This is a genomic window from Sediminicoccus sp. BL-A-41-H5 (assembly GCF_050632405.1).
Taxonomy (GTDB): domain Bacteria; phylum Pseudomonadota; class Alphaproteobacteria; order Acetobacterales; family Acetobacteraceae; genus Roseococcus.
In genome coordinates, this window is sequence record NZ_CP192601.1 from 1,442,278 (window position 1) to 1,463,526 (window position 21,249).

A 21,249-nucleotide genomic window follows, 5' to 3' on the forward strand; every position below is an offset into this window, starting at 1 on the left:
GTGGCCGAACTCTGGGCTGAAATCCTGCTCTACATGCCCGCGCTGCTGCGCGGCGCGGTCTGGACGCTGGCGCTCGCCGCCTGCTCCGCCATCGGCGCCGTGAGCGTGGGCCTGCTGGTCTGCGGCGCGCGCATGTCGGGTGTGACGCTCTTCTCCGCCCCGGCGCGCGGCTTCATCTCGATCATCCGTGGCACGCCGCTGCTGCTGCAGATCTTCTACATCTATTACGGCCTGCCCGAGCTCGGCATCGTCATGCCCGCCTTCGTGGCCGGCGTCCTCGCCCTCAGCCTGAATTTCGGCGCCTATCTCGCCGAACTCTTTCGTGGCGGCATCCAGGCGGTGGATCGCGGGCAGCGCCAGGCGGCCATGGCGCTCGGCCTCGGACGGCTGCAATCCTTCGCGCTCGTCGTCGCACCCCAGGCCTTCCGCACCATCCTGCCGGCCCTCGGCAACTACGCGACGGTGCTGGTGAAGGAGACCTCGCTCGTCGCCACCATCTCGGTGCTGGAGCTCATGCGCTCGGGCGAGTTGCTGGCCAGCGCCACCTTCCGCGTGCTGCTGATCTACAGCCTGGTCGCGCTGATCTACTACACGATCTGCACCCTGATCGCCCGCCTCTTCGTCTCGGCCGAGCGCCGCGCCGCCATCCCGGGCTCGCTCGCCGCCGAGGTGATGGGCGGCAGCAAGGACGCGATCCTCTCGCGCAGCCTCTCGACAGGGAAGGGCGAGGCCGCCAAATCCGCCTGAAATTCGGCGGGAATGGATATGGGCATCCTCATCACCGGCGCTTCGGCCGGCCTCGGCGCGGCACTCGCGCGCGAATGCGCAGCCCCGGGTGTGACGCTGCATCTCTCGGCGCGCGATGCGTCACGCCTCGCCGCCACCACCGCCGCCTGCGCGGCGAAGGGCGCCATCGTGAACCCGGTGGGCGTGGACGTGCGCGACGCCGCCGGGATGCGGGCCTGGATCGCGGGCGCCGGCCGGCTCGATCTCGTCATCGCCAATGCCGGCATCAGCGCCGGCACGGGCACGGGCATGGAAGCGCCCGAGGTGGTGCGCGACATCTTCGACACCAACGTGACCGGCGTGCTCAACACCTGCCTGCCCGCCATCGAGGCCATGGCCACGCAGGCGCCCGCACTTGACGGCCTGCGCGGCCGCGTCGCCGTCATCGCCTCGATCGCGGCCTTCGTGGCCGGCCCCACCGCGCCCGCCTATTGCGCCAGCAAATCCGCCGTGCAGCGCTGGGCCGAGGCGCGCGACGCGACGGAGCGCCAACGCGGCATCCGCCTGCATGCCATCTGCCCCGGCTTCATCCGCACCGCCATCACCGACCGCAACGCCTTCCCCATGCCCGGCCTGATGGAGCCGGAGGAGGCCGCGCAACGCACGCTGGCGGGCATCCGCGCGGGCAGGCTGCGCGTGGTCTATCCCTGGCCGCTCTACGCGATGAGCCGTGTGACCGGCGCGCTGCCGCCCAGCTGGCGCAACGCTCTGCTCATGCGCTTCGAGCCGAAGGCCGCTTGACGCCCCCGCGCGGCCGGCCGATCTGACGCGAGACATTCCGGGAGACACGCATGACCACGCCTCGCCGCCTCGCCCTCGCGCTGCCCGCCCTCGCCCTACCCGCGATCGCCCGCGCCCAGCAGGCGCGGCCCATCCGCATCGTCGTCCCCTTCGCCGCCGGCGGCGCGGCCGACAGCGCGACGCGCAGCATCACGCCCCGCCTGGGCGAGCGCCTCAACACCACCATCGTCGTCGAGAACCGCACGGGCGCCGGCGGCTCGGTCGGCGGCGCCGAGGTGGCGCGCAGCACGCCCGACGGCACGACGCTGCTGATGGACGCCTCCAGCCACATCGTGAACCCGAGCCTGCTGCGCGGCCTGCCCTTCGACTACGCCACGGCCTTCACCCCCATCTCGCTGGTCTGCACCTTCCCGCAGGTGCTGGCCGTGAAGGCCGACCTGCCGGCCCGCAACCTGGCCGAGTTCATCGCGCTGGCCCGCCGCCAGCCGCTCAACATCGGCACTCAGGGCAATGCGACGGCCGGGCATCTCGGCCTCGCGCAGCTCAACCGCGCGGCGGGGATCGAGACGACGCACGTCCCCTATCGCGGCGGCGCGGATGCGGCGCGCGACCTGGCCGCCGGCACGCTCGATGGCTGCTTCATCACCATGCTCTCGGCCGGCCCGATCGTGGACAGCGGCCGCGCCCGGTTCATCGCCGTCTCCGCCGCGCAGCGCGTGCCGCTGCGCCCCGACATCCCGACCTTCGCCGAGCTGGGCACGCCGGGCATCGAGATCAGCGAATGGGCGGCGCTCTTCGCCCCGGCCGGCACGCCGGCGGCCCCCATCGCGGCCGTTCATGCGGCGCTGGTGGCGACGCTGGCCGAGCAGCCCGTCCAGGCCCGCCTCGCCCAGCTCGCGGCCGTGCCGGTGGGCAGCAGCCCCGAGGATTTCGCCCGCTTCGTGACGCAGGGCCGCGCCAGCATGGCCGAGCTGGTGCGCGTGGCGAATATCCGCATTGAATAGGCGCACCCTCCTGGCGCTGGCCCTGCTGCCGGCGGCCGCCCGCGCCGAGGCGCCCGAGGTGCTGGCGCTGGCCGGCCAGCCCGTGCTGGAACTGGCCCGCCATCCGGCGGTGGGCCCGCGCCTGCGCTCCATGGCCGCCGGGCGCCAGCGCCTGGTGAGCGACACGCTGCGCGGCCCCGGCCCGCCGCTCGCCATCAGCGCCCCCTGGATCCATGGCCATGCCGCGACCGAGGCGGCGCGCGTCTTCCTCGGCTTCGACACCCAGACGGAATCCGTCGTGATCCTCCTGCTGGATGGGGGCCGCCCGTCGCTGTTCATCCCGCCGCGCGTGGCACCCTGGCCCGCGGCACTGCGCCCGGCGCTGATGGAATTCGCGCCAGAGATCGCGGCGCAGATGCGCTTCAACGAGCCAGCAGCCAGGCCCTGACCGCCGGGTCCTCCGTCAGGCCCGCCGCACGGCGCCGCGCCTGTCGCGCCGCTTCCGCCTGGCCCAGCCGGTCGAGCACATGGGCGCGCGTCGCCCACCAGGGCTGGTAGAGCGCCAGCGCCTCCGCCATTCCGTCCAGCTCCCCGAGCGCCGCCCGCGCCTGCCCCGCTTCGGCCCGCGCCGCCGCCCGCGCCACCAGCACGCCAGCCGTGGGCGAGAGTTGCGCCAGCAGGTCATAGAGTCCGAGCAGGGCGCCGCCGCGATCCGCTCCCGTCAGCCGCATCTCCACATGCACCGACTGGATCGCCGCCTCGATCTGGAAGCGCCCCAGCGTCGCCGCCTGCGAGGCATCCCGGAGCAGCGCCTCCGCCTCGGCCAGCAGCGGGCGCGACCAGGCCGACGGATTCTGGGCCGAAAGCGGGACGAAGCCCCCCGCCGCATCCCGCCGCGCCGCGCGCCGCGATTCGGCGTAGAGCATGAGGGCAAGCAGCCCCTTCGGCTCCGGCGCCTCCGGCAGCAGCGCCACCAGCAACCGCCCCAGCCAGATCGCCTCCTCCGCCAGCCCCTGCCCGCCCTTCCCCTCGGCGAGCAGGTCGGCCCAGCCCGTGCCGAAGGCGGCATAGATCGCGCTCATCACCGCCTCGAGCCGAGGCGGCAGCTCCGCCGGGCCGGGCAGCTCGAAACGGATTCCGGCATCGCGGATCCGCGCCTTCGCCCGCACCAGGCGCTGCGCCATGGTGGCGGGCGCCGTCAGGAAGCAGGCCGCGATGCGCGCCGCGTCCAGACCCAGCACCGTCTGGAGCATGAGCGGCGCCTGCGCCTCGGCCGCGATGGCCGGATGGGCGCAGAGCATGAGCAATTGCAACCTCCGGTCCGGGATCTCCGCCACCTCGGGCCCGTCCCGCTGCATCAGCAGGCGCAGCGTGGGCTCGGCCCCGCGCCGAACCGCCGCATGACGCCGGCCATGGCCATGCTGGCGGCGCGCGGCCGTCAGCAGCCAGGCCTCGGGGTTGTCGGGCACGCCGGCCTCGGGCCAGCGGCGCAGCGCCGTGTGGAAGGCCTCGGACAGCGCATCCTCCGCCGCCGCCACGTCCCGCGTGCCGGCGGCGAGGATCGCGACCAGGCGGCCATAGGCCAGCCGGGCCGCGCGCTCCGCCGCCTGCGCCGCCGGGCTGCTCACCCCTGGCCCGGCGGAGCCATCACCGGCCGCACCTCGACCGCGCCCACGCCCGCCGCCGGGCTGCGCGCGGCCCATTCCAGCGCCGTGTCGAGATCGGGCACCTCGATGGTGACGAAGCCGCCCAACTGCTCCTTGCTGTCCGCATAGGGCCCGTCCTGCACGTGGCGCTGGCCGTCGCGCAGGCGCAGGGTTGTGGCGAGGCTGGAAGGCTCAAGCCCCTGCCCGCCCCGCATGACACCGGCCTCGCCCATCGCCTGCATATACGCGGTCCAGGCGCCCCAATAGGCCGGCGCAGCCGCGGGGTCGTTGCGCTTGGCCACTTCGCTGGCCGGCTCGGCGAAGAGCATCACATACTGCATGGTCGTATCTCCTGAGGTCGCGAGGGATCATCCCCTCGACCGCATGAGCCCCGAGCCTTCCGGATTTCGACAGCGGCCGCAAAAGAAAAAAGGGGCGAGAGGTTCCCCCCTCGCCCCTTGTTCGGGAAACGCCCTTGAAGGCCGGCTTACGCCGCCTCCTGCTCCTCGGCCGCTTCCGGCTTCGGGCCGCTGTCCAGGCCCTTGGCGGCGACATCGCGGTCGACCAGCTCGATCACGGCCATGGCGGCGGCATCGCCGTAGCGGAACCCGGCCTTCAGCACGCGGCAATAGCCGCCATTGCGGGTCTTGTAGCGCTCGGCGATGGTGGTGAAGAGCTTCTCGACCACCGCGTCATCCATGACGATCGCATGCGCCTGGCGGCGGGCATGCAGGCCACCGCGCTTGGCGAGCGTGATGAGGCGCTCCGTGTAGGGGCGCAGCTCCTTCGCCTTCGGCAGCGTGGTGGTGATCTGCTCGTGCTTCAGCAGGCTGGTCGCCATGTTGCGGAACATCGCCGCGCGATGGGTCGAGGTGACGCCCAGCTTCCGATTGGCCATACCGTGACGCATAACAAGTCTCCATCAGCGGCCGCAGCCGCAAATCACCAAATCAACCAGTGCCGACCGAAGACCGGCACCGCACCCCGAATATCCGGCCACAACGTGGCCGGCGCCGCCAAACCGCCCTACCAACCCGCGTGACCGCGGCGCGGTGAAGCCAAGGCGGCGGAGCCGCCGCCCGGCGTTTGAAGGCGTAGCCTAAAACGGATCCTCGATCCGCTTCGCCAGGTCCTCGATGTTCTCCGGCGGCCAGCCCATGATGGGCATGCCCAGGGAGAGGCCCATCGAGGCCAGCACTTCCTTGATCTCGTTCAGCGACTTCCGGCCGAAATTCGGCGTCCGCAGCATTTCCTGCTCGGACTTCTGCACGAGGTCGCCGATATAGACGATGTTGTCGTTCTTCAGGCAGTTCGCCGAGCGGACCGAAAGCTCCAGCTCGTCCACCTTGCGCAGCAGGTTGCGGTTGAAGGGGAGGTCGTCCTCCACCTCGTCGCGCATCTTCTCGCGCGGCTCCTCGAAGGTGACGAAGAGCGCCAGCTGGTCCTGCAGGATGCGGGCCGCGAGCGCCACGGCATCCTCGGGAACGATGGTGCCGTTGGTCTCGAGCGAGAGCACCAGGCGGTCATAGTCCGTCACCTGGCCCACGCGGGTCGGCTCGACCTTGTAGGAGACCTTGCGGACCGGCGAGTAGATCGCATCCACCGGGATCATGCCGATCGGCGCATCCTCGGCACGGTTCATCGCCGCCGGCACATAGCCGCGGCCGACCTGCACCGTGAGTTCCATGGAGAGCTTGGCACCGTCATCCAGCGTGCAGATCACCAGCTCCGGGTTCGCGATCTCGATGTCGCCCGTCGTCTGGATCATCGCGGCGGTGACTTCGCCGGGGCCGGTCGCCGTCAGCATCAGGCGCTTCGGGCCCTCGCCATTGTACCGGATGGCCAGTTGCTTGAGGTTCAGGATGATGTCGGTGACATCCTCGCGCGCGCCGGTCAGGCTGCTGAATTCATGCAGCACGCCATCAATCTTCACGCCCGTGACGGCGGCGCCCTGCAGGGAGGAGAGCAGGATGCGGCGCAGCGCGTTGCCGAGCGTCTGGCCGAAGCCACGCTCCAGCGGCTCCGCCACCAGGGTCGCCTGACGCAGATCGGTGCTGCCCGACTCGACCTGGAGCTTCTCGGGCTTGATCAGGGATTGCCAGTTGCGTTCGAGCAAGGGTGTCTCTCCTAGAGCAGATCAGATCCTGGCCGGGGCCGGGCGGCATGCTCACAAAACCAAAAATCCGCGGGTGCGGCCGTCACCGGCGCACCCGCGGCCTCAGATCGTCCCGATCAGACGCGCCGGCGCTTGCGCGGGCGGCAGCCATTGTGCGGGATGGGCGTCACGTCGCGGATGGCGGTCACGTGGAAACCCACGGACTGCAGCGCGCGCAGCGCCGATTCGCGGCCCGAGCCGGGGCCCGAGACCATCACCTCGACGGTCTCCATGCCGTGCTCGCGGGCCTTCATGCCAGCATCCTCGGCGGCCATCTGGGCGGCATAGGGCGTGCTCTTGCGGCTGCCCTTGAAGCCCTTCGAGCCCGAGGAGGACCAGGCGATGGAATTGCCCTGGGCGTCCGTGATGGTCACGATGGTGTTGTTGAAGGTCGCGAGAACATGCGCCACGCCGGAGCTGATGTTCTTGCGCTCTTTCTTCTTCGGGCGGGAACCGCCGGGGCTGCGAGCCATTACTTCGTCACCTTCTTCTTGCCGGCAATGGCCACGGCCTTGCCCTTACGCGTGCGCGCGTTCGTGTGCGTGCGCTGGCCACGCACCGGCAGGCCACGGCGATGCCGCAGGCCGCGGTAGCAGGCCATATCCATGAGGCGCTTGATGTTCATCGCCACTTCGCGGCGGAGGTCACCCTCCACGCGGTAGTCGCGATCGATCACCTCGCGCAGCTTCACGATTTCTTCATCGGTCAGCTGGTTCACGCGGCGCTCGGCCGGAATCCCCACCTGCTCGCAGATCGCGACCGCGTTCTGCGGGCCGATGCCGTAGATATAGCGCAGCGAAATCACCACGCGCTTGTTGGTGGGGATGTTCACGCCAGCGATACGCGCCACGTTCTAGCTCCTGTGGCCCCCGGGAGGGCCCGTCTTATGGTTACCGCGGTTCCGGTTGCCCGGCCTTACGGCGAAATTTTCAAACCCCGAACGCCTGTCCGGGCAAACCGCGCCCTAGAGTGGACAGGCAAAACAAAACGCGGCCGAAGAGTGCCCTGGAGACACGCCGCGCCCGTGGAAGGCGCGGCATATAACCAAGCCTGTCCCCGCGTCAAGCCGTCGGCGAAAGAATCCTCGTCAAAGCGATGGTCACGTCGGACATGTCCGCCATGCCATCCACGCTGCGCAGCTTGCCCTGCGCGGCATAATAGGGAAGCAGCGGCGCCGTCTGGGAGTGATAGGCCGCAAGCCGCGCCCCCACCGTCTCCGCCTTGTCATCCGCCCGCCGCGTGAACTCCGTCCCGCCGCAGGCATCGCAGACGCCGGCCACCTTGGGCTTCTTGAAGCTGTCGTGGTAGCCCTCGCCGCAGCTCGCGCAGGTGAAGCGGCCCGAAATCCGGTCCACCAGCGCCGCGTCATCCACCTTCAGCTCGATGACATGGTCGAGCACCATGCCGTTCTCGCGCAGCATCTCGTCCAGGGCGGCGGCCTGCGGCGCCGTGCGCGGGAAACCGTCCAGGATGAAGCCCTTCGCGGCATCCGGCTGCTTCACCCGGCTCGCGATCATCGCGGTGATGATCGAGTCGGGCACCAGCGCGCCACGCTCCATGATCGCCTTGGCCTCGAGCCCGATCGCCGAGCCAGATCTCACCTCGGCCCGCAGCATGTCGCCCGTCGAGACCTGTACCAGGCCGAAGCGCTGCTCCAGGATCTTCGCCTGGGTGCCTTTGCCGGCGCCCGGGGGCCCCAGAAGAATCAGGTTCATCGCCATCTCCCTAGCGCGGCCTCGGGCCGCGTCCGCCCAAGCGGGCTTTCTTGATCAGGCCCTCATACTGGTGGGCGAAGAGATGTGACTGCACCTGAGCCACCGTGTCCATCGTAACGGTGACGATGATCAGGAGAGACGTACCGCCGAAATAGAAGGGCACGCCGTAATTCGAGATCAGGATCTCGGGGATGATGCAGACGATGCAGAGGTAGATGGCACCCACCACGGTCAGTCGCGTCAGCACGCGATCCAGGTAGTCCGCCGTGTGCTGCCCGGGACGGATGCCGGGCACGAAGCCGCCATACTTCTTCAGGTTCTCGGCCGTCTCGGTCGGGTTGAACACGACCGCCGTGTAGAAGAAGGCGAAGAACACGATCAGCGCCATATAGAGCCCCATGTAGAGGGGCTGACCATGGGCAAGCATGTTCGCCATGCTCTGCAGCCAGGTCTCGGCCGTGCGGTCCGTGCTGAAGCCCGCGATGGTGGCCGGCAGCAGCAGCAGCGAGGAGGCGAAGATCGGCGGAATCACACCCGCCGTGTTCAGCTTGAGCGGGAGATGGGTGTTCTCGCCGCCGAACATCCGGTTGCCCACCTGGCGCTTCGGATATTGCACCGGGATGCGCCGCTGGGCGCGCTCGACGAAGACGACAACCGCGATGGTGCCCAGCGCGGCGAGCAGGAAGAAGATGATGAAGAAGGTGGAGAGCGCGCCCGTCCGCCCAAGTTCCAGCGTGGAGATGAGGGCCGAGGGCAGGTTCGCCACGATTCCCGCGAAGATGATAAGCGAGATGCCGTTGCCCACGCCGCGCGCGGTGATCTGCTCGCCCAGCCACATCAGGAACATGGTGCCGCCCACCAGCGTGATCACGCAGGAGATGCGGAAGGCCATGCCGGGGTCGGCCACCGCGGAACCCGTCGTGCCGCGAATCCCCTCAAGCCCCACGGAAATGCCGTAGGCCTGGACGATGGCGATCACCAGCGTCAGGTAGCGCGTGTACTGGTTGAGCTTCTTGCGCCCGCTCTCGCCTTCCTTCTTCAGCGCTTCCCAGGAGGGGATCGCCGCCGTCATCAGCTGCACGATGATGGAGGCCGAGATGTAGGGCATGATGTTCAGCGCGAAGACCGTCATGCGGCCGAGCGCGCCACCCGTGAACATGTCGAACATGCCGAGGATACCGCCGCCATGCTGGCGCAGCATCTCGCCCATGACGGCCGCATCCACCCCCGGCACCGGGATATAGGTGCCGAGGCGATAGACGATGAGGGCGCCGAGCGTGAACCAGATGCGGTTCTTCAGCTCGGTCGCTTTCGAAAGCACGCCGAAATTCAGGCTGTTCGCGAGCTGATCCGTGGCCGACGCCATGCCCTAAACCTCCTGAAACCTGTCCATGCCAACGGGCATACGCAGCCGGATCACTCCGCCGCGGCTTCCGCCGCCGGGAGCGTGACCGTGCCGCCCGCCGCCTCGACCGCCGCGATGGCGGCCGCGGAAGCGCCGGAGACGGAGATCTTCACCGCGCGCTTGATCTCGCCATGGCCGAGCAGGCGCACGCCGGCGAACTTCTTGCCCTGGCGCACGATGCCGGCCTCGCGCAGCGCGGCCTCGGTGATCTCGGCATCGGCGGAGAGCTTGCCGGCCTCGATCGCCTTGTCGAGCGTGCCGATGTTCAGCGCCGTGTATTCCAGGCGGAAGATGTTCTTGAACCCGCGCTTCGGCAGACGCCGATAGATCGGGAGCTGACCACCCTCGAAGCCATTCAGCGAGACGCCGGTACGGGCCTTCTGGCCCTTCACGCCACGGCCGGAGGTCTTGCCCTTGCCGGAGCCGATGCCGCGACCGACGCGCTTGAACTTCGGCCGCGCGCCCTCGTTGTCACGCAATTCGTTGAGCTTCATGACCATGTCCTTTGAAGGAATGACCGCGTTGCCGCGATCAGCCCTCCACCTTGATGAGATGCGCCACCTTGCGGATCATGCCGCGCACCGCGGGCGTGTCCTCGAGCTCGCGCGAGCGGTTGATCTTGTTCAGGCCGAGGCCGATCAGCGTCTCCTGCTGACCGGGCTTCTTCCCATTGCCCGACGCGACCTGCGTCACCCGGACGGTCTTCTTCTCAGACATTGGCCACAGCCTCCGGCGCCGCCTCGGCGGCCCCATCCTTGCGCGGACCCATCAGGTCAGCGACCTTCTTGCCACGGCGATTCGCCACGCTGCGCGGGCTGGTCGCCAGCGAGAGGGCGGCGAAGGTCGCCTTCACCATGTTGTGCGGGTTGGTCGAGCCGGTGCACTTCGCCACGACGTCGCCCATGCCCAGCGTCTCGAAGACGGCGCGCATCGGGCCGCCCGCGATGATGCCGGTACCGGCCGGGGCCGAACGCAGCACCACCTTGCCGGCGCCGAACACGCCGACCACGTCGTGGTGGAGCGTGCGGCTCTCACGCATCGGAACGCGGATCATGCCCTTCTTGGCGCGCTCGGTGGCCTTGCGGATCGCCTCCGGCACTTCGCGCGCCTTGCCCGAACCCCAGCCCACGCGGCCCTTCTGGTCACCCACCACGACGAGGGCGGCGAAGCTGAAGCGACGGCCACCCTTCACCACCTTCGCGACGCGGTTGATCGTGACCAGCTTGTCCTGCAGCTCGTCGCCCTGCTCCCGCTCGGGCTGGTTGCGGTTCTGGTCGCGGTCGCGGCCACGGCCACGCCCCCGGTTCTCGCCATCGCCGCCACTGCGCGGTTCACGTGCCATATTCGATCTCCCCGCGGCTCAGAAGGACAGGCCGCCCTCGCGGGCAGCCTCCGCCAGCGCCTTGACGCGGCCATGATAAAGGAAGGGCCCACGGTCGAAGACGACCGCCGAAACCCCGGCGGCGAGCGCACGCTCGGCCACCAGCTTGCCCACCGTGACGGCGGCGTCCTTGTCGGCGCCGGTCTTGAGGCTGGAGCGCAGATCCTTCTCCAGCGTCGAGGCGGCGGCAACGGTCCGGCCAGCGGCGTCGTCGATCACCTGGGCGTAGATGTGACGGCCCGAGCGGAAGACCGACAGGCGAGGACGGCCACCGCCCTTCACCTTGATCTGGTAGCGCAGGCGCGCCCGACGGCGATCCCGCAGTGCGAGTTTGTCGGCCATTACTTCTTCTTCCCCTCCTTCCGGAGGATGGTTTCATTGTCGTACTTCACGCCCTTGCCCTTGTAAGGCTCGGGGCCGCGATAGGCACGGATCTCGGCAGCCACCTGGCCGACCTTCTGCTTGTCCACGCCCTCGACCTTGATGGCGGTCGGGCGCTCGCAGCTGATCTTGATGCCGGCGGGAACCGCGTAGCGGATTTCGTGGCTGTAGCCCAGGTTCAGCACGAGGTCGTTGCCGACCACGGCCGCCTTGTAGCCGGTGCCGGTGATTTCCATGGACTTGCTGAAGCCCGTAGAGACGCCCTGCACCATGCCCTCGACCAGGCTGCGCGTCGTGCCCCAGAGGGTGCGCTCGCGCACGCTCTTGCCACGCGGCATCACGGCCACTTCGTTCGCGCGGATGTCGAGATCCACCGCGTCCGTCAAATCGAGCTTCAGCTCACCGAGCTTGCCCTTGGCCACCAGCGTGCGGCCGGCCAGCGTGAGCTGGACGCCGGCAGGCACGGGGACCGGATATTTACCAACGCGAGACATGTCGGCCCCCGATCAGAACACGCGGCAGAGGACTTCGCCGCCAACATTGGCAGCGCGGGCCTCGGCATCGCTCATCACGCCGCGAGGCGTGGACAGAATGGAGATCCCGAGGCCGCTGTAGAACTTCGGCAGCTCCTTGATCTTGGAGTAGACGCGGCGGCCCGGCTTCGAGACGCGCTTGATCTCCTTGATGGCGGGCTCGCCCTCGGAATACTTCAGCTCGATCTCGATCTGGCTGACGCCGGCGCGCAGCTCCTCCACGCGCCAGGCGCGGATGTAGCCCTCGCGCTTCAGCACGTCGAGAACGTCGGTCTTGAGGCGCGAGGCCGGGGCGACGCAACGGGTCTGGCGGGCGCCATGGGCGTTGCGGATGCGGGTGAGCAGGTCACCCAACGGGTCGGACATGGACATGGGCCAGGCTCCTTACCAGCTCGCCTTGACCACACCGGGGAGCTGGCCCTTGTTGGCCAGGTCCCGCAGCTGGTTGCGGCTGAGCTTGAACTTCCGGTAGTTGCCGCGCGGGCGCCCGGTCAATTCGCAACGCAGACGGATGCGGTTCTTCGCCCCGTTGCGCGGCATCTGCGCGAGCTTCAGGGTCGCCTCGAAGCGGTCCTCGATGGGCGTCTCGCGGTTCATCACGATCGCCTTCAGCGCGGCGCGCTTCTTGGCATGCGCCGCGGTCAGCTTCTCGCGGCGCTTGTTCTTCTCGACAGAAGAGGTCTTGGCCATTTGGTCTGTGGTCCTCCGGAACCTGCTGGCCTCAAGCCAGCGGTTTTCCAATGATTCAGTTGACGAAGGGGAGATCGAAAGCCTTCAGCAGCGCCTTGGCTTCCTTGTCCGTCTTCGCCGTCGTGACGAACACGATGTCCATGCCGCGCACCTGATCAACCTTGTCGTAGTTGATCTCGGGGAACACGATCTGCTCCTTCAGGCCCAGGGCATAATTGCCACGGCCGTCGAAGCCACGATTGCCGGGGATGCCGCGGAAGTCACGCACGCGCGGCAGCGCGATCGTGACGAGGCGGTCCAGGAACTCGTACATGCGGGCCTTGCGGAGCGTGACCTTGCAGCCGATCGCCTGGCCCTCGCGGATCTTGAAGCCCGCGATCGCCTTCTTGGCCCGCGTGCGCACCGGCTTCTGGCCGGCGATCATCGTCAGGTCCGCGACCGCGGCGTCGAGCTTCTTCTGGTCGCCGGCGGCTTCGCCCACGCCCATGTTGATCACGATCTTCTCGAGCTTCGGCACTTCCATCGGGTTCGCGTAGCCGAACTCCTCCTGAAGCTTCTTCCGAACCACCTCGGTGTAGACCACCTGCAGGCGGGTCGGCTCCGACCAGGAGGCCGCGGCCGGACCGGCGGCGGCCGGTACGGCGTCCACGCGACGGCTGCTGGTCTCGCCGGCCTCGGGCTTCTTCGCCGCGGGCTTGTTCTTGTTGCCGGGCGCGTTGCCCTTCTTCGTCCCGCTCATGCGTCGAGCACCTCACCAGAGCCCTTGGCCACGCGAACCTTCTTCCCGTCCTCCAGGACGCGGAAGCCGACGCGGGTGGGCTTGTCCGTCTTCGGGTCAATCAGCGCCAGGTTGGACAGGTCGATCGTCGCCTCCTTCGAGACGATGCCACCGGTCTCGCCCACGCGCGTCTGCTTCGTGTGCTTCTTGACCAGGTTCACGCCCTGCACCACGGCGCGGTTCTCGGTCGGGATCACGCGCAGCACCTCGCCACGCTTGCCCTTGTCGCGGCCCGAGAGCACGTGCACCCGGTCGCCCTTCTTGATCTTGGCGGCCATGATTACAGCACCTCCGGCGCCAGCGAGATGATCTTCATGAACTTGCGCGCGCGCAGCTCACGAACCACCGGCCCAAAGATGCGGGTGCCGATCGGCTCGTTCGACTTGTTGATCAGAACGGCCGCGTTGCGGTCGAAGCGGATCGCGGAGCCGTCCGGGCGGCGAACGGGATAGGAGGTGCGCACGATGACCGCACGCTCCACCGAGCCCTTCTTCACCTTGCCACGGGGAATGGCTTCCTGCACGGCGACCACGATGATGTCGCCCACCGAGGCCGTGCGGCGCTTGGAGCCGCCCAGGACCTTGATGCACTGCACCCGGCGCGCGCCGCTGTTGTCAGCGACGTCGAGGTTGGATTCGACCGAGATCATGCCGCGGCTCCTTCACCGACCGGCGCGCCATTGCGGGCGACGACCATCCAGGTCTTGCGCTTGCTGATCGGCGGGCACTCCTCGATGGAAACGAGGTCGCCCTCCTTGCAGAGGTTGGTTTCGTCATGCGCCGCGTACTTCTTCGAGCGGCGAATGAACTTCTTATAGAGCGGATGCATCACGCGACGTTCGACCAAGACGGTGATCGTCTTGTCCATCTTGTCGCTGACGACCCGCCCGGTGAGGACTCGCTTCGGCATGGCCGGGGTCTCCTCTCAGGCTTTGGCGGCCGCGCGCGTACGCTCGGCCAGGACGGTTTTCACACGGGCGATATCACGACGAACCGCCTGAATGCGGCCCGTCGCTTCCAGCTGCCCGGTGGCACGCTGGAAACGCAGGTTGAACTGCTCCTTCCGAAGGTCGAGCAGCAGGCCGCCCAACTCATCTTCCGTCTTGGTACGGATATCCACGATCTTGGTCATGACCTCAGGCCTCCGTCGCGCCGAGACGCGCGACAATCTTCGTCCGGATCGGCAGCTTGGCCGCACCGAGGGACAGCGCCTCGCGCGCCGTGTCCACGGGGACGCCGTCGATCTCGAACATGATCCGGCCCGGCTTCACGCGGGACACCCAGAATTCCGGCGCGCCCTTGCCCGAACCCATGCGGACTTCCGCGGGCTTGGACGAGACGGGCACATCCGGGAAGATCCGGATCCACACGCGGCCCTGGCGCTTCATCGCGCGGGTGATCGCGCGGCGGGCCGCCTCGATCTGCCGCGCCGTCACGCGCTCAGGCTCAAGCGCCTTCAGGCCATAGCCGCCGAAGGACAGCGTGAAGCCGCCCTTGGCCACGCCCTTGATGCGGCCCTTATGGGCCTTCCGATACTTGGTTCGCTTCGGCTGCAACATGTCAGTTCACCTGTGTTACCGCTGGGGCGCTTGTTCGTGCGCGCGCTTGTCCTGCGCGCTCGGATCATGGGCCATGATCTCGCCCTTGAAGATCCAGACCTTCACACCGCAGGTGCCATAGGTCGTCTTCGCGGTCGCGACGCCATAGTCGATGTCGGCGCGGAGCGTGTGCAGGGGCACGCGGCCCTCGCGGTACCACTCCATGCGCGCGATCTCGGCGCCACCCAGACGGCCGGAGCAGTTGATCCGGATGCCCAGCGCGCCCAGGCGCATGGCGGACTGCACGGCGCGCTTCATCGCACGGCGGAAGGCCACGCGGCGCTCGAGCTGCTGCGCGATGCTCTCGGCCACCAGAACGCTGTCGAGCTCCGGCTTGCGGATCTCGAGGATGTTCAGCGAAACCTCCGCGCCCGCCTTGGCCGACAGGTCCTTGCGCAGCGTGTCGATGTCCGCACCCTTTTTGCCGATGACGACACCGGGGCGGGCGGCATGGATGGTCACGCGCGGCTTCTTGGCCGGGCGCTCGATCACAACCTTCGACACGCCGGCGGACTTCAGCTTGTCCTTCAGCGTCTCGCGCAGCTTCAGGTCGTCATGCAGCAGGCGCGCATAGTCGCGGCCGGCATACCAGCGGCTGTCCCAGGTGCGGTTGATGCCCAGGCGCAGGCCGATCGGATTGACTTTGTGACCCATGTTAAGCTGCCTTCGCTTCGCTGGACGCCGCCGGCGCCTGCTGTTCCGCGACCACGATCTTCAGGTGGCTGAACCACTTCTCGATGCGCGACGACTTGCCACGGCCGCGGGCCGCGAAGCGCTTCATCACGATCGAACGGCCCACCTCGGCGCGGGCCACCACCAGGCGGTCCACGTCAAGCTGGTGGTTGTTCTCCGCATTGGCGATCGCGCTCTCGAGCGTCTTCTTCACCGTCTGCGCGATGCGGCGCTTGCTGAAGGTCAGCGTCGCAACGGCGTCCTGCGCCTTCGCGCCGCGGATCATCGCAGCCACCAGGTTGAGCTTCAGCGGGCTCACGCGGATGTTGTGCGTGATGGCCTGCGCCTCAGTGTCCGCGAGACCGCGGGCGTGTTTCGGCTTGCTCATGGGTTAGCCCCGCTTCGCCTTCTTGTCGGCCGAGTGACCCCCGAAGGTCCGCGTCGGCGAGAATTCGCCGAGCTTGTGGCCAACCATGTTTTCCGACACCTGGACCGGCAGGAACTTCTTGCCGTTGTAGACCCCGAAGGTGAGGCCCACGAACTGCGGCAGGATCGTGCTCCGGCGCGACCAGGTCTTGATCAGCTCATTGCGGGTGGAGCCGCGAGCGGCCTCCGCCTTGGTGAGCAGGTAGCCGTCCACGAACGGCCCTTTCCATACACTGCGCGGCATCGCGATCAGCCCTTCGTCGCGTTGCGGCGGCGCACGATATTGCGATCCGTCCGCTTGTTGTTGCGCGTCTTCGCACCCTTGGTCGGCTTGCCCCACGGCGTCACCGGATGGCGACCACCGGAGGTCCGGCCCTCACCACCACCATGCGGGTGGTCGACAGGGTTCATGGTCACGCCGCGGTTATGCGGCTTGCGACCCAGCCAGCGGCTGCGACCCGCCTTGCCCAGATCCTGGTTGCTGTTGTCCGGGTTGGACACGGCACCGATGCTGGCGACGCACTCGCTGCGCACGGTGCGCAGCTCGCCCGACATCAGCTTGATCTGCGCGAGACCGGCATCCTTGCCGACCAGCTGCGCGAAGGTGCCGGCCGAACGCGCCACCTTGGCGCCGGCGCCCGGCTTCAGCTCGATATTGTGGATCACCGTACCGACCGGGATCGCACCCAGCGGCATGGCATTCCCGGGCTTGATGTCCGCCTTGTCGGCCGCGATCACCGTGTCGCCCACCTTCAGGCGCTGCGGCGCGATGATGTAGGCGACTTCGTTGTTCGCGTACTTCAGCAGCGCGATGAAGGCGGTGCGGTTCGGATCATACTCGATCCGCTCCACCGTCGCCGGCATGCCCCAGTTCGCGCGGCGCTTGAAGTCCACGATGCGGTAGGACTGCTTGTGGCCACCCCCACGGAACCGCACGGTGATGCGGCCATGGTTGTTGCGACCGCCGGAGTGGCTCTTGCCCTCCGTCAGCCCCTTGACCGGCTTGCCCTTCCACAGGGCCGAGCGGTCGATCAGAACCGTGCCGCGGAGGCTCGGCGTCGTCGGGTTGAAGTTCTTGAGCGACATCGCTTAGCTGAGCCCCGTGGTCAGATCGATGCTCTGGCCATCGGCCAGGCGCACCATCGCCTTCTTCCAATCCGAGCGCTGGCCAGGACGGCCCTTGAAGCGCTTGGCCTTGCCCTTCATGACCAGCGTGTTCACCGCGAGGACGCTCACGCCGAACAGACCCTCGACCGCCTGCTTGATCTCAGGCTTCGAGGCGTCCATCGCGACGCGGAAGGCGTACTGGCCCTTCTCGCTCATCACGGTGGCCTTCTCGGTCACGAGCGGCGAGAGGATGCACTGGTACATCCGCTCGGCGCTGATCTTCGGCGCAGCCTTCGGCTTGCTGATGGAAGCACTCATGCCAGGCGCTCCTTCAGGGCTTCGACGCCGGCGCGGGTGACCACGAGAACGTCATGGTTGAGGATGTCGTACACATTCGCACCCGCCGTCGGCAGGGCGTCCATGCCCGGGATGTTGCGCAGCACGCGCGCGAAGTGATCATTCACCTCGGCGTCGATGACCAGCGCCTTCGTCCAGCCCAGCGCCTTGACCTGCTTGGCCATGGCGCTCGTCTTGGCGGCCTGGTCGGCCGTCGCGGCCTCGAGCACCACGAGCTTGCCGTCCTTGGCCTTCTGGCTGAGGGCGGAGATCAGGCCCAGGCGACGGACCTTCTTGTTCAGGCTGTAGCCATGGTCGCGCACGACCGGGCCATGCACCACGCCGCCCTTGCGGAACTGCGGGGCGCGCAGCGAGCCCTGGCGGGCCGAACCCGTGCCCTTCTGGCGGTACGGCTTCTTGGTGGTGCCGGACACCTCGCCCATGCCCTTGGCCTTGTGGGTGCCGGCACGGCGCTTGGCCAGCTGCCAGTGAACCACGCGCGCCATGATGTCGGCGCGCGGCGCGGCGGCGAAGATCTCGTCCGGCAGCTCGGCCTGGCCGGCCGGCGCATTGTCCAGAGTAATGACGGAAACTTGCATGGACCTGACCTCAGACAGTCGCCGTGGGGAACGGCGCATCGGCCGGACGCGCGCGCTTGACCGCATCGCGCACCAGCACATAGCCGCCGGCCGAGCCCGGGATCGAGCCCTTGATGAGCAGCAGGCCGCGCTCCGCGTCGTGACCAGCGATCACGAGGTTCTGCGTGGTGATGCGCTCGACGCCGAGATGGCCCGCCATCTTCTTGTTCTTGAAGGTCTTGCCCGGATCCTGGCGGTTGCCGGTGGAGCCGTGCGAGCGGTGGCTGATGGACACGCCGTGCGACGCCTCGAGACCCGCGAAGTTCCAGCGCTTCATCGCACCCGCGAAGCCCTTGCCCTTCGAGGTGCCCGTCACGTCCACCTTCTGGCCCGCCACGAAATGGGCGACCGTCAGCGCCGTGCCGGGCTCGACGAGCGCAGCCGGGTCCACGCGGAACTCCGTCACCTTCAGCGGCGCCTCGACGCCGGCCTTGGCGAAGTGGCCGCGATTGGCCTTGGAGACATTCTTGGCCTTCGCCTTGCCGATGCCGACCTGGAGGGCGGTGTAGCCATCCTTCTCGGCCGTGCGCTGCGCCACGACGCGCACGGCGTCGAGGTGGAGCACGGTCACCGGCGTGGTGGTGCCATCATCATTGAAAAGACGGGTCATGCCGAGCTTGCGCGCGATCAACCCGGTACGGACCTGGGTGGCCATGATTCCGTCCTCAGATCTTGATCTCGACGTCCACGCCGGAGGCGAGGTCGAGCTTCATCAGCGCGTCCACGGTCTGCGGGGTGGGGTCGACGATGTCGAGAAGCCGGCGATGCGTCCGAATTTCGAACTGCTCGCGGCTCTTCTTGTCCACGTGAGGCGAGCGATTCACCGTGAAGCGCTCGATCTGCGTCGGCAGCGGGATCGGACCCCGCACGCGCGCACCGGTCCGCTTCGCGGTCTGCACGATCTCCCGCGTGCTGCCATCCAGCACGCGGTGATCGAACGCCTTGAGGCGGATGCGGATATTTTGGCTGTCCATGGTGAGGCGCTCGCTTACTTCGCGATGCTGGCGACGACGCCGGCGCCGACGGTGCGGCCACCCTCGCGGATCGCGAAGCGCAGGCCCTCATCCATCGCGATCGGCGCGATCAGCTCGACATCCATCGAGACATTGTCGCCCGGCATCACCATCTCAACGCCTTCCGGCAGCTTCACGATGCCCGTCACATCCGTCGTGCGGAAGTAGAACTGCGGACGGTAGTTCGTGAAGAACGGCGTGTGGCGGCCACCCTCTTCCTTCGTCAGGATGTACGCCTCGGCCTTGAACTGCGTGTGCGGCGTGATCGAGCCGGGCTTGGCCAGAACCTGGCCGCGCTCCACATCCTCGCGCTTCGTGCCACGCAGCAGCGCGCCGATGTTGTCGCCCGCCTCGCCGCTGTCCAGCAGCTTGCGGAACATCTCGACGCCGGTGACCGTCGTCTTCACCGTGTCCTTCAGACCGATGATCTCGACTTCCTCGCCCACCTTGATGATCCCGCGCTCCACGCGGCCCGTCACCACCGTGCCGCGGCCGGAGATCGAGAACACGTCCTCGACCGGCATCAGGAAGGGACGGTCGATCGCGCGCTCCGGCTGCGGAATGTAGCTGTCCACCGCTTCCATCAGCTTCAGGATCGCCTGCTCGCCGATCTCAGGCGTCTTGTCCTCAAGCGCGGCCACGGCCGAGCCCTTGATGATGGGGATGTCGTCGCCCGGGAACTGGTAGGAGGACAGCAGCTCGCGCAGCTCCATCTCAACCAGCTCGACCAGGTCGGGGTCCGCCAGGTCCATCTTGTTCAGGAACACCACCAGCGCGGGCACGCCCACCTGGCGGGCCAGCAGGATGTGCTCGCGCGTCTGCGGCATCGGGCCGTCAGCCGCCGAGCACACCAGGATCGCGCCGTCCATCTGCGCCGCACCCGTGATCATGTTCTTCACGTAGTCGGCGTGGCCAGGGCAATCCACATGCGCGTAGTGGCGGTTCGCCGTCTCGTATTCCACGTGGGCGGTCGAGATCGTGATGCCGCGCGCACGCTCCTCAGGCGCCTTGTCGATCTGGTCGTACGCCGTGAAGGACGCACCACCGGACTTCGCCAGCACCTTCGTGATCGCCGCCGTCAGGGACGTCTTGCCATGGTCCACATGGCCGATCGTCCCAATGTTGCAGTGCGGCTTGTTCCGCTCAAACTTCGCCTTGGCCATCGTCGTGCATCCAATCCGAAAAGGGTGTGTCAGCGCCCGCTCACGGGCGCCGAAAAGGGGTTGTGGGACCGCTTACCAGCGATAGTGGCTGAAGGCCTTGTTGGCTTCGGCCATGCGATGCGTGTCCTCGCGCTTCTTCACCGCGGTCCCGCGGTTGTTCACCGCATCCATCAGCTCGGCGGAGAGGCGCTCTTCCATCGTGCTCTCGCCGCGCTTGCGGGCGGCGTCGATCAGCCAGCGGATGGCCAGCGCCTGGCGCCGCTCGGGGCGCACCTCGACGGGCACCTGGTAGGTCGCACCACCGACGCGGCGCGAGCGCACCTCGACGGCCGGCTTCACATTGTCCAGCGCCTCGTGGAAGAGGCGAAGCGGGTCGGCATTGGCGCCACCCTTGCGCTTCAGCGTGTCCATGGCGGCATAGACGATGCCCTCGGCCGCGGACTTCTTGCCGTCGTACATCAGCACGTTCATGAAACGGCTCAGGACGACATCGCCGAACTTCGGATCCGGCAGGACTTCGCGCTTTTCCGCGCGGTGACGACGTGACATCTCTCAGTTCCTCACTTCGGCCGCTTGGCGCCGTAGAGCGAGCGCCGCTTGCGCCGCTTCGGCAGGCCCTGCGTGTCGAGCACGCCGCGCAGGATGTGGTAGCGCACGCCCGGAAGGTCCTTCACGCGGCCGCCACGGATGAGCACCACCGAGTGCTCCTGCAGGTTGTGCCCCTCGCCGGGGATGTAGCTCACAACTTCGAAGCCATTGGTCAGGCGCACCTTCGCCACCTTACGAAGCGCCGAGTTCGGCTTCTTCGGCGTGGTCGTATAGACGCGCGTGCACACGCCGCGCTTCTGCGGGCAGCCTTCGAGAGCCGGAACCTTGTTCTGGCTGCGACGCGGCTCGCGCCCTTGCGCGATGAGCTGGTTGATCGTCGGCATGACGCCCCTTCGTAATCGTTTTTGCGACCCATTCACCAAACGACACACGGCCCGACGGGCGCTTTCGCGCTCCGAACGGGCCACCGCGTCAACCCCGGGCCTGTCCTGCCAAATTCGCGGCAGGGGCGACCGAAGCAAGGCGTTTGAACCAACATACCAGGACGCAACTTG

36 protein-coding genes are annotated in these 21,249 nt (G+C 68.0%); 4 read left to right on the forward strand and 32 right to left on the reverse strand.

What is annotated here, in order from left to right; genetic code table 11:
- From ACQ860_RS07215 to ACQ860_RS07230, 4 genes are read left to right on the forward strand one after another with little or no spacing between them, the layout of a single operon-like run.
- Positions 1-747: an amino acid ABC transporter permease gene (locus ACQ860_RS07215; RefSeq protein ID WP_431302730.1), complete on the forward strand. Its 747-nt coding sequence runs from the start codon at positions 1-3 to the stop codon at positions 745-747.
- Between the two features lie 12 nt (positions 748-759).
- A complete protein-coding gene (locus ACQ860_RS07220) occupies positions 760-1,527 on the forward strand; it encodes an SDR family NAD(P)-dependent oxidoreductase (RefSeq protein ID WP_431302731.1) in 768 nt (255 codons plus the stop codon).
- Positions 1,528-1,577: 50 nt separating this feature from the next.
- A complete protein-coding gene (locus tag ACQ860_RS07225; RefSeq protein WP_431302732.1) occupies positions 1,578-2,531 on the forward strand; it encodes a Bug family tripartite tricarboxylate transporter substrate binding protein in 954 nt (317 codons plus the stop codon).
- Entirely contained in the window at positions 2,524-2,958 is a 435-nt protein-coding gene (locus tag ACQ860_RS07230; RefSeq protein WP_431302733.1) for a hypothetical protein, read from the forward strand. Before ACQ860_RS07225 ends, ACQ860_RS07230 begins: the two co-directional genes overlap by 8 nt.
- Here the strand turns inward: ACQ860_RS07230 and ACQ860_RS07235 are convergent.
- From ACQ860_RS07235 to rpsL, 32 genes are all read right to left on the reverse strand, one after another.
- The gene (locus tag ACQ860_RS07235; protein WP_431302734.1) at positions 2,933-4,138 is read right to left on the reverse strand and encodes an RNA polymerase sigma factor; all 1,206 of its coding nucleotides are present in this window, start codon (positions 4,136-4,138) and stop codon (positions 2,933-2,935) included. The two genes, ACQ860_RS07230 and ACQ860_RS07235, sit on opposite strands and share 26 nt — an antisense overlap.
- Positions 4,135-4,497: a YciI family protein gene (locus ACQ860_RS07240; protein ID WP_431302735.1), complete on the reverse strand. Its 363-nt coding sequence runs from the start codon at positions 4,495-4,497 to the stop codon at positions 4,135-4,137. The genes ACQ860_RS07235 and ACQ860_RS07240 overlap by 4 nt, the downstream gene beginning before the upstream one ends.
- Positions 4,498-4,643: 146 nt before the next feature.
- Positions 4,644-5,066, reverse strand: a complete 423-nt coding sequence (rplQ, locus tag ACQ860_RS07245) for a 50S ribosomal protein L17 (RefSeq protein WP_431302736.1) — start codon at positions 5,064-5,066, stop codon at positions 4,644-4,646.
- A 189-nt stretch (positions 5,067-5,255) separates the two neighbouring features.
- The gene (locus tag ACQ860_RS07250) at positions 5,256-6,272 is read right to left on the reverse strand and encodes a DNA-directed RNA polymerase subunit alpha (RefSeq protein WP_431302737.1); all 1,017 of its coding nucleotides are present in this window, start codon (positions 6,270-6,272) and stop codon (positions 5,256-5,258) included.
- Between the two features lie 116 nt (positions 6,273-6,388).
- A complete protein-coding gene (gene rpsK, locus ACQ860_RS07255) occupies positions 6,389-6,784 on the reverse strand; it encodes a 30S ribosomal protein S11 (RefSeq protein ID WP_213612973.1) in 396 nt (131 codons plus the stop codon).
- Entirely contained in the window at positions 6,784-7,161 is a 378-nt protein-coding gene (gene rpsM / locus ACQ860_RS07260) for a 30S ribosomal protein S13 (protein WP_213612972.1), read from the reverse strand. Before rpsM ends, rpsK begins: the two co-directional genes overlap by 1 nt.
- Before the next feature lie 211 nt (positions 7,162-7,372).
- Positions 7,373-8,026 (reverse strand): adenylate kinase, encoded by a 654-nt coding sequence (locus ACQ860_RS07265; protein ID WP_431302738.1) that lies wholly within the window; start codon positions 8,024-8,026, stop codon positions 7,373-7,375.
- Positions 8,027-8,036: 10 nt separating this feature from the next.
- Positions 8,037-9,392 carry a preprotein translocase subunit SecY gene (gene secY, locus ACQ860_RS07270; protein ID WP_431302739.1) on the reverse strand — a complete coding sequence of 452 codons (1,356 nt, stop codon included), beginning with the start codon at positions 9,390-9,392 and terminating at the stop codon, positions 8,037-8,039.
- Positions 9,393-9,442: 50 nt separating this feature from the next.
- A complete protein-coding gene (gene rplO, locus ACQ860_RS07275; protein ID WP_431302740.1) occupies positions 9,443-9,925 on the reverse strand; it encodes a 50S ribosomal protein L15 in 483 nt (160 codons plus the stop codon).
- A gap of 37 nt (positions 9,926-9,962) precedes the next feature.
- The gene (gene rpmD, locus ACQ860_RS07280) at positions 9,963-10,148 is read right to left on the reverse strand and encodes a 50S ribosomal protein L30 (protein WP_213612968.1); all 186 of its coding nucleotides are present in this window, start codon (positions 10,146-10,148) and stop codon (positions 9,963-9,965) included.
- Positions 10,141-10,773: a 30S ribosomal protein S5 gene (rpsE, locus tag ACQ860_RS07285; protein ID WP_431302741.1), complete on the reverse strand. Its 633-nt coding sequence runs from the start codon at positions 10,771-10,773 to the stop codon at positions 10,141-10,143. Before rpsE ends, rpmD begins: the two co-directional genes overlap by 8 nt.
- 18 nt (positions 10,774-10,791) lie before the next feature.
- The gene (gene rplR / locus ACQ860_RS07290; RefSeq protein ID WP_213612966.1) at positions 10,792-11,154 is read right to left on the reverse strand and encodes a 50S ribosomal protein L18; all 363 of its coding nucleotides are present in this window, start codon (positions 11,152-11,154) and stop codon (positions 10,792-10,794) included.
- Positions 11,154-11,687 carry a 50S ribosomal protein L6 gene (gene rplF / locus ACQ860_RS07295; RefSeq protein ID WP_431302742.1) on the reverse strand — a complete coding sequence of 178 codons (534 nt, stop codon included), beginning with the start codon at positions 11,685-11,687 and terminating at the stop codon, positions 11,154-11,156. Before rplF ends, rplR begins: the two co-directional genes overlap by 1 nt.
- 12 nt (positions 11,688-11,699) lie before the next feature.
- On the reverse strand, positions 11,700-12,098 hold the full coding sequence (gene rpsH, locus ACQ860_RS07300; RefSeq protein WP_213612964.1) for a 30S ribosomal protein S8: 399 nt from the start codon (positions 12,096-12,098) through the stop codon (positions 11,700-11,702).
- 12 nt (positions 12,099-12,110) lie between these two features.
- Positions 12,111-12,416 carry a 30S ribosomal protein S14 gene (rpsN, locus tag ACQ860_RS07305; protein WP_213612963.1) on the reverse strand — a complete coding sequence of 102 codons (306 nt, stop codon included), beginning with the start codon at positions 12,414-12,416 and terminating at the stop codon, positions 12,111-12,113.
- 55 nt (positions 12,417-12,471) lie between these two features.
- Positions 12,472-13,155 carry a 50S ribosomal protein L5 gene (gene rplE / locus ACQ860_RS07310; protein ID WP_431302743.1) on the reverse strand — a complete coding sequence of 228 codons (684 nt, stop codon included), beginning with the start codon at positions 13,153-13,155 and terminating at the stop codon, positions 12,472-12,474.
- The gene (rplX, locus tag ACQ860_RS07315) at positions 13,152-13,472 is read right to left on the reverse strand and encodes a 50S ribosomal protein L24 (RefSeq protein ID WP_213612961.1); all 321 of its coding nucleotides are present in this window, start codon (positions 13,470-13,472) and stop codon (positions 13,152-13,154) included. Before rplX ends, rplE begins: the two co-directional genes overlap by 4 nt.
- Positions 13,473-13,474: 2 nt before the next feature.
- Positions 13,475-13,843 (reverse strand): 50S ribosomal protein L14, encoded by a 369-nt coding sequence (gene rplN / locus ACQ860_RS07320; RefSeq protein ID WP_213612960.1) that lies wholly within the window; start codon positions 13,841-13,843, stop codon positions 13,475-13,477.
- Positions 13,840-14,103 carry a 30S ribosomal protein S17 gene (gene rpsQ / locus ACQ860_RS07325; protein WP_431302744.1) on the reverse strand — a complete coding sequence of 88 codons (264 nt, stop codon included), beginning with the start codon at positions 14,101-14,103 and terminating at the stop codon, positions 13,840-13,842. Before rpsQ ends, rplN begins: the two co-directional genes overlap by 4 nt.
- A gap of 15 nt (positions 14,104-14,118) precedes the next feature.
- Positions 14,119-14,325 (reverse strand): 50S ribosomal protein L29, encoded by a 207-nt coding sequence (rpmC, locus tag ACQ860_RS07330; RefSeq protein WP_431302745.1) that lies wholly within the window; start codon positions 14,323-14,325, stop codon positions 14,119-14,121.
- Between the two features lie 4 nt (positions 14,326-14,329).
- Entirely contained in the window at positions 14,330-14,752 is a 423-nt protein-coding gene (rplP, locus tag ACQ860_RS07335; RefSeq protein ID WP_213612957.1) for a 50S ribosomal protein L16, read from the reverse strand.
- Positions 14,753-14,767: 15 nt separating this feature from the next.
- Positions 14,768-15,445, reverse strand: a complete 678-nt coding sequence (gene rpsC / locus ACQ860_RS07340) for a 30S ribosomal protein S3 (protein ID WP_431302746.1) — start codon at positions 15,443-15,445, stop codon at positions 14,768-14,770.
- A 1-nt stretch (position 15,446) separates the two neighbouring features.
- Complete coding sequence (gene rplV / locus ACQ860_RS07345) at positions 15,447-15,851, reverse strand: 50S ribosomal protein L22 (protein ID WP_213612955.1); 405 nt, start codon at positions 15,849-15,851, stop codon at positions 15,447-15,449.
- Positions 15,852-15,854: 3 nt separating this feature from the next.
- The gene (gene rpsS / locus ACQ860_RS07350; RefSeq protein ID WP_318650760.1) at positions 15,855-16,133 is read right to left on the reverse strand and encodes a 30S ribosomal protein S19; all 279 of its coding nucleotides are present in this window, start codon (positions 16,131-16,133) and stop codon (positions 15,855-15,857) included.
- 5 nt (positions 16,134-16,138) lie between these two features.
- A complete protein-coding gene (gene rplB, locus ACQ860_RS07355) occupies positions 16,139-16,975 on the reverse strand; it encodes a 50S ribosomal protein L2 (protein WP_431302747.1) in 837 nt (278 codons plus the stop codon).
- A gap of 3 nt (positions 16,976-16,978) precedes the next feature.
- Positions 16,979-17,275 (reverse strand): 50S ribosomal protein L23, encoded by a 297-nt coding sequence (locus ACQ860_RS07360; RefSeq protein ID WP_213613154.1) that lies wholly within the window; start codon positions 17,273-17,275, stop codon positions 16,979-16,981.
- A 35-nt stretch (positions 17,276-17,310) separates the two neighbouring features.
- On the reverse strand, positions 17,311-17,931 hold the full coding sequence (gene rplD, locus ACQ860_RS07365; protein WP_431302748.1) for a 50S ribosomal protein L4: 621 nt from the start codon (positions 17,929-17,931) through the stop codon (positions 17,311-17,313).
- 10 nt (positions 17,932-17,941) lie between these two features.
- Positions 17,942-18,625, reverse strand: coding sequence for a 50S ribosomal protein L3 (gene rplC / locus ACQ860_RS07370; RefSeq protein WP_213612951.1), 684 nt, complete (start codon positions 18,623-18,625; stop codon positions 17,942-17,944).
- Between the two features lie 10 nt (positions 18,626-18,635).
- A complete protein-coding gene (rpsJ, locus tag ACQ860_RS07375; RefSeq protein WP_131550998.1) occupies positions 18,636-18,944 on the reverse strand; it encodes a 30S ribosomal protein S10 in 309 nt (102 codons plus the stop codon).
- A 14-nt stretch (positions 18,945-18,958) separates the two neighbouring features.
- Positions 18,959-20,146 carry an elongation factor Tu gene (gene tuf, locus ACQ860_RS07380; protein WP_431302749.1) on the reverse strand — a complete coding sequence of 396 codons (1,188 nt, stop codon included), beginning with the start codon at positions 20,144-20,146 and terminating at the stop codon, positions 18,959-18,961.
- A gap of 72 nt (positions 20,147-20,218) precedes the next feature.
- The gene (gene rpsG / locus ACQ860_RS07385) at positions 20,219-20,695 is read right to left on the reverse strand and encodes a 30S ribosomal protein S7 (protein WP_131546750.1); all 477 of its coding nucleotides are present in this window, start codon (positions 20,693-20,695) and stop codon (positions 20,219-20,221) included.
- Between the two features lie 11 nt (positions 20,696-20,706).
- Positions 20,707-21,078 (reverse strand): 30S ribosomal protein S12, encoded by a 372-nt coding sequence (gene rpsL, locus ACQ860_RS07390; RefSeq protein WP_131546751.1) that lies wholly within the window; start codon positions 21,076-21,078, stop codon positions 20,707-20,709.
- Positions 21,079-21,249 lie beyond the last annotated feature (171 nt).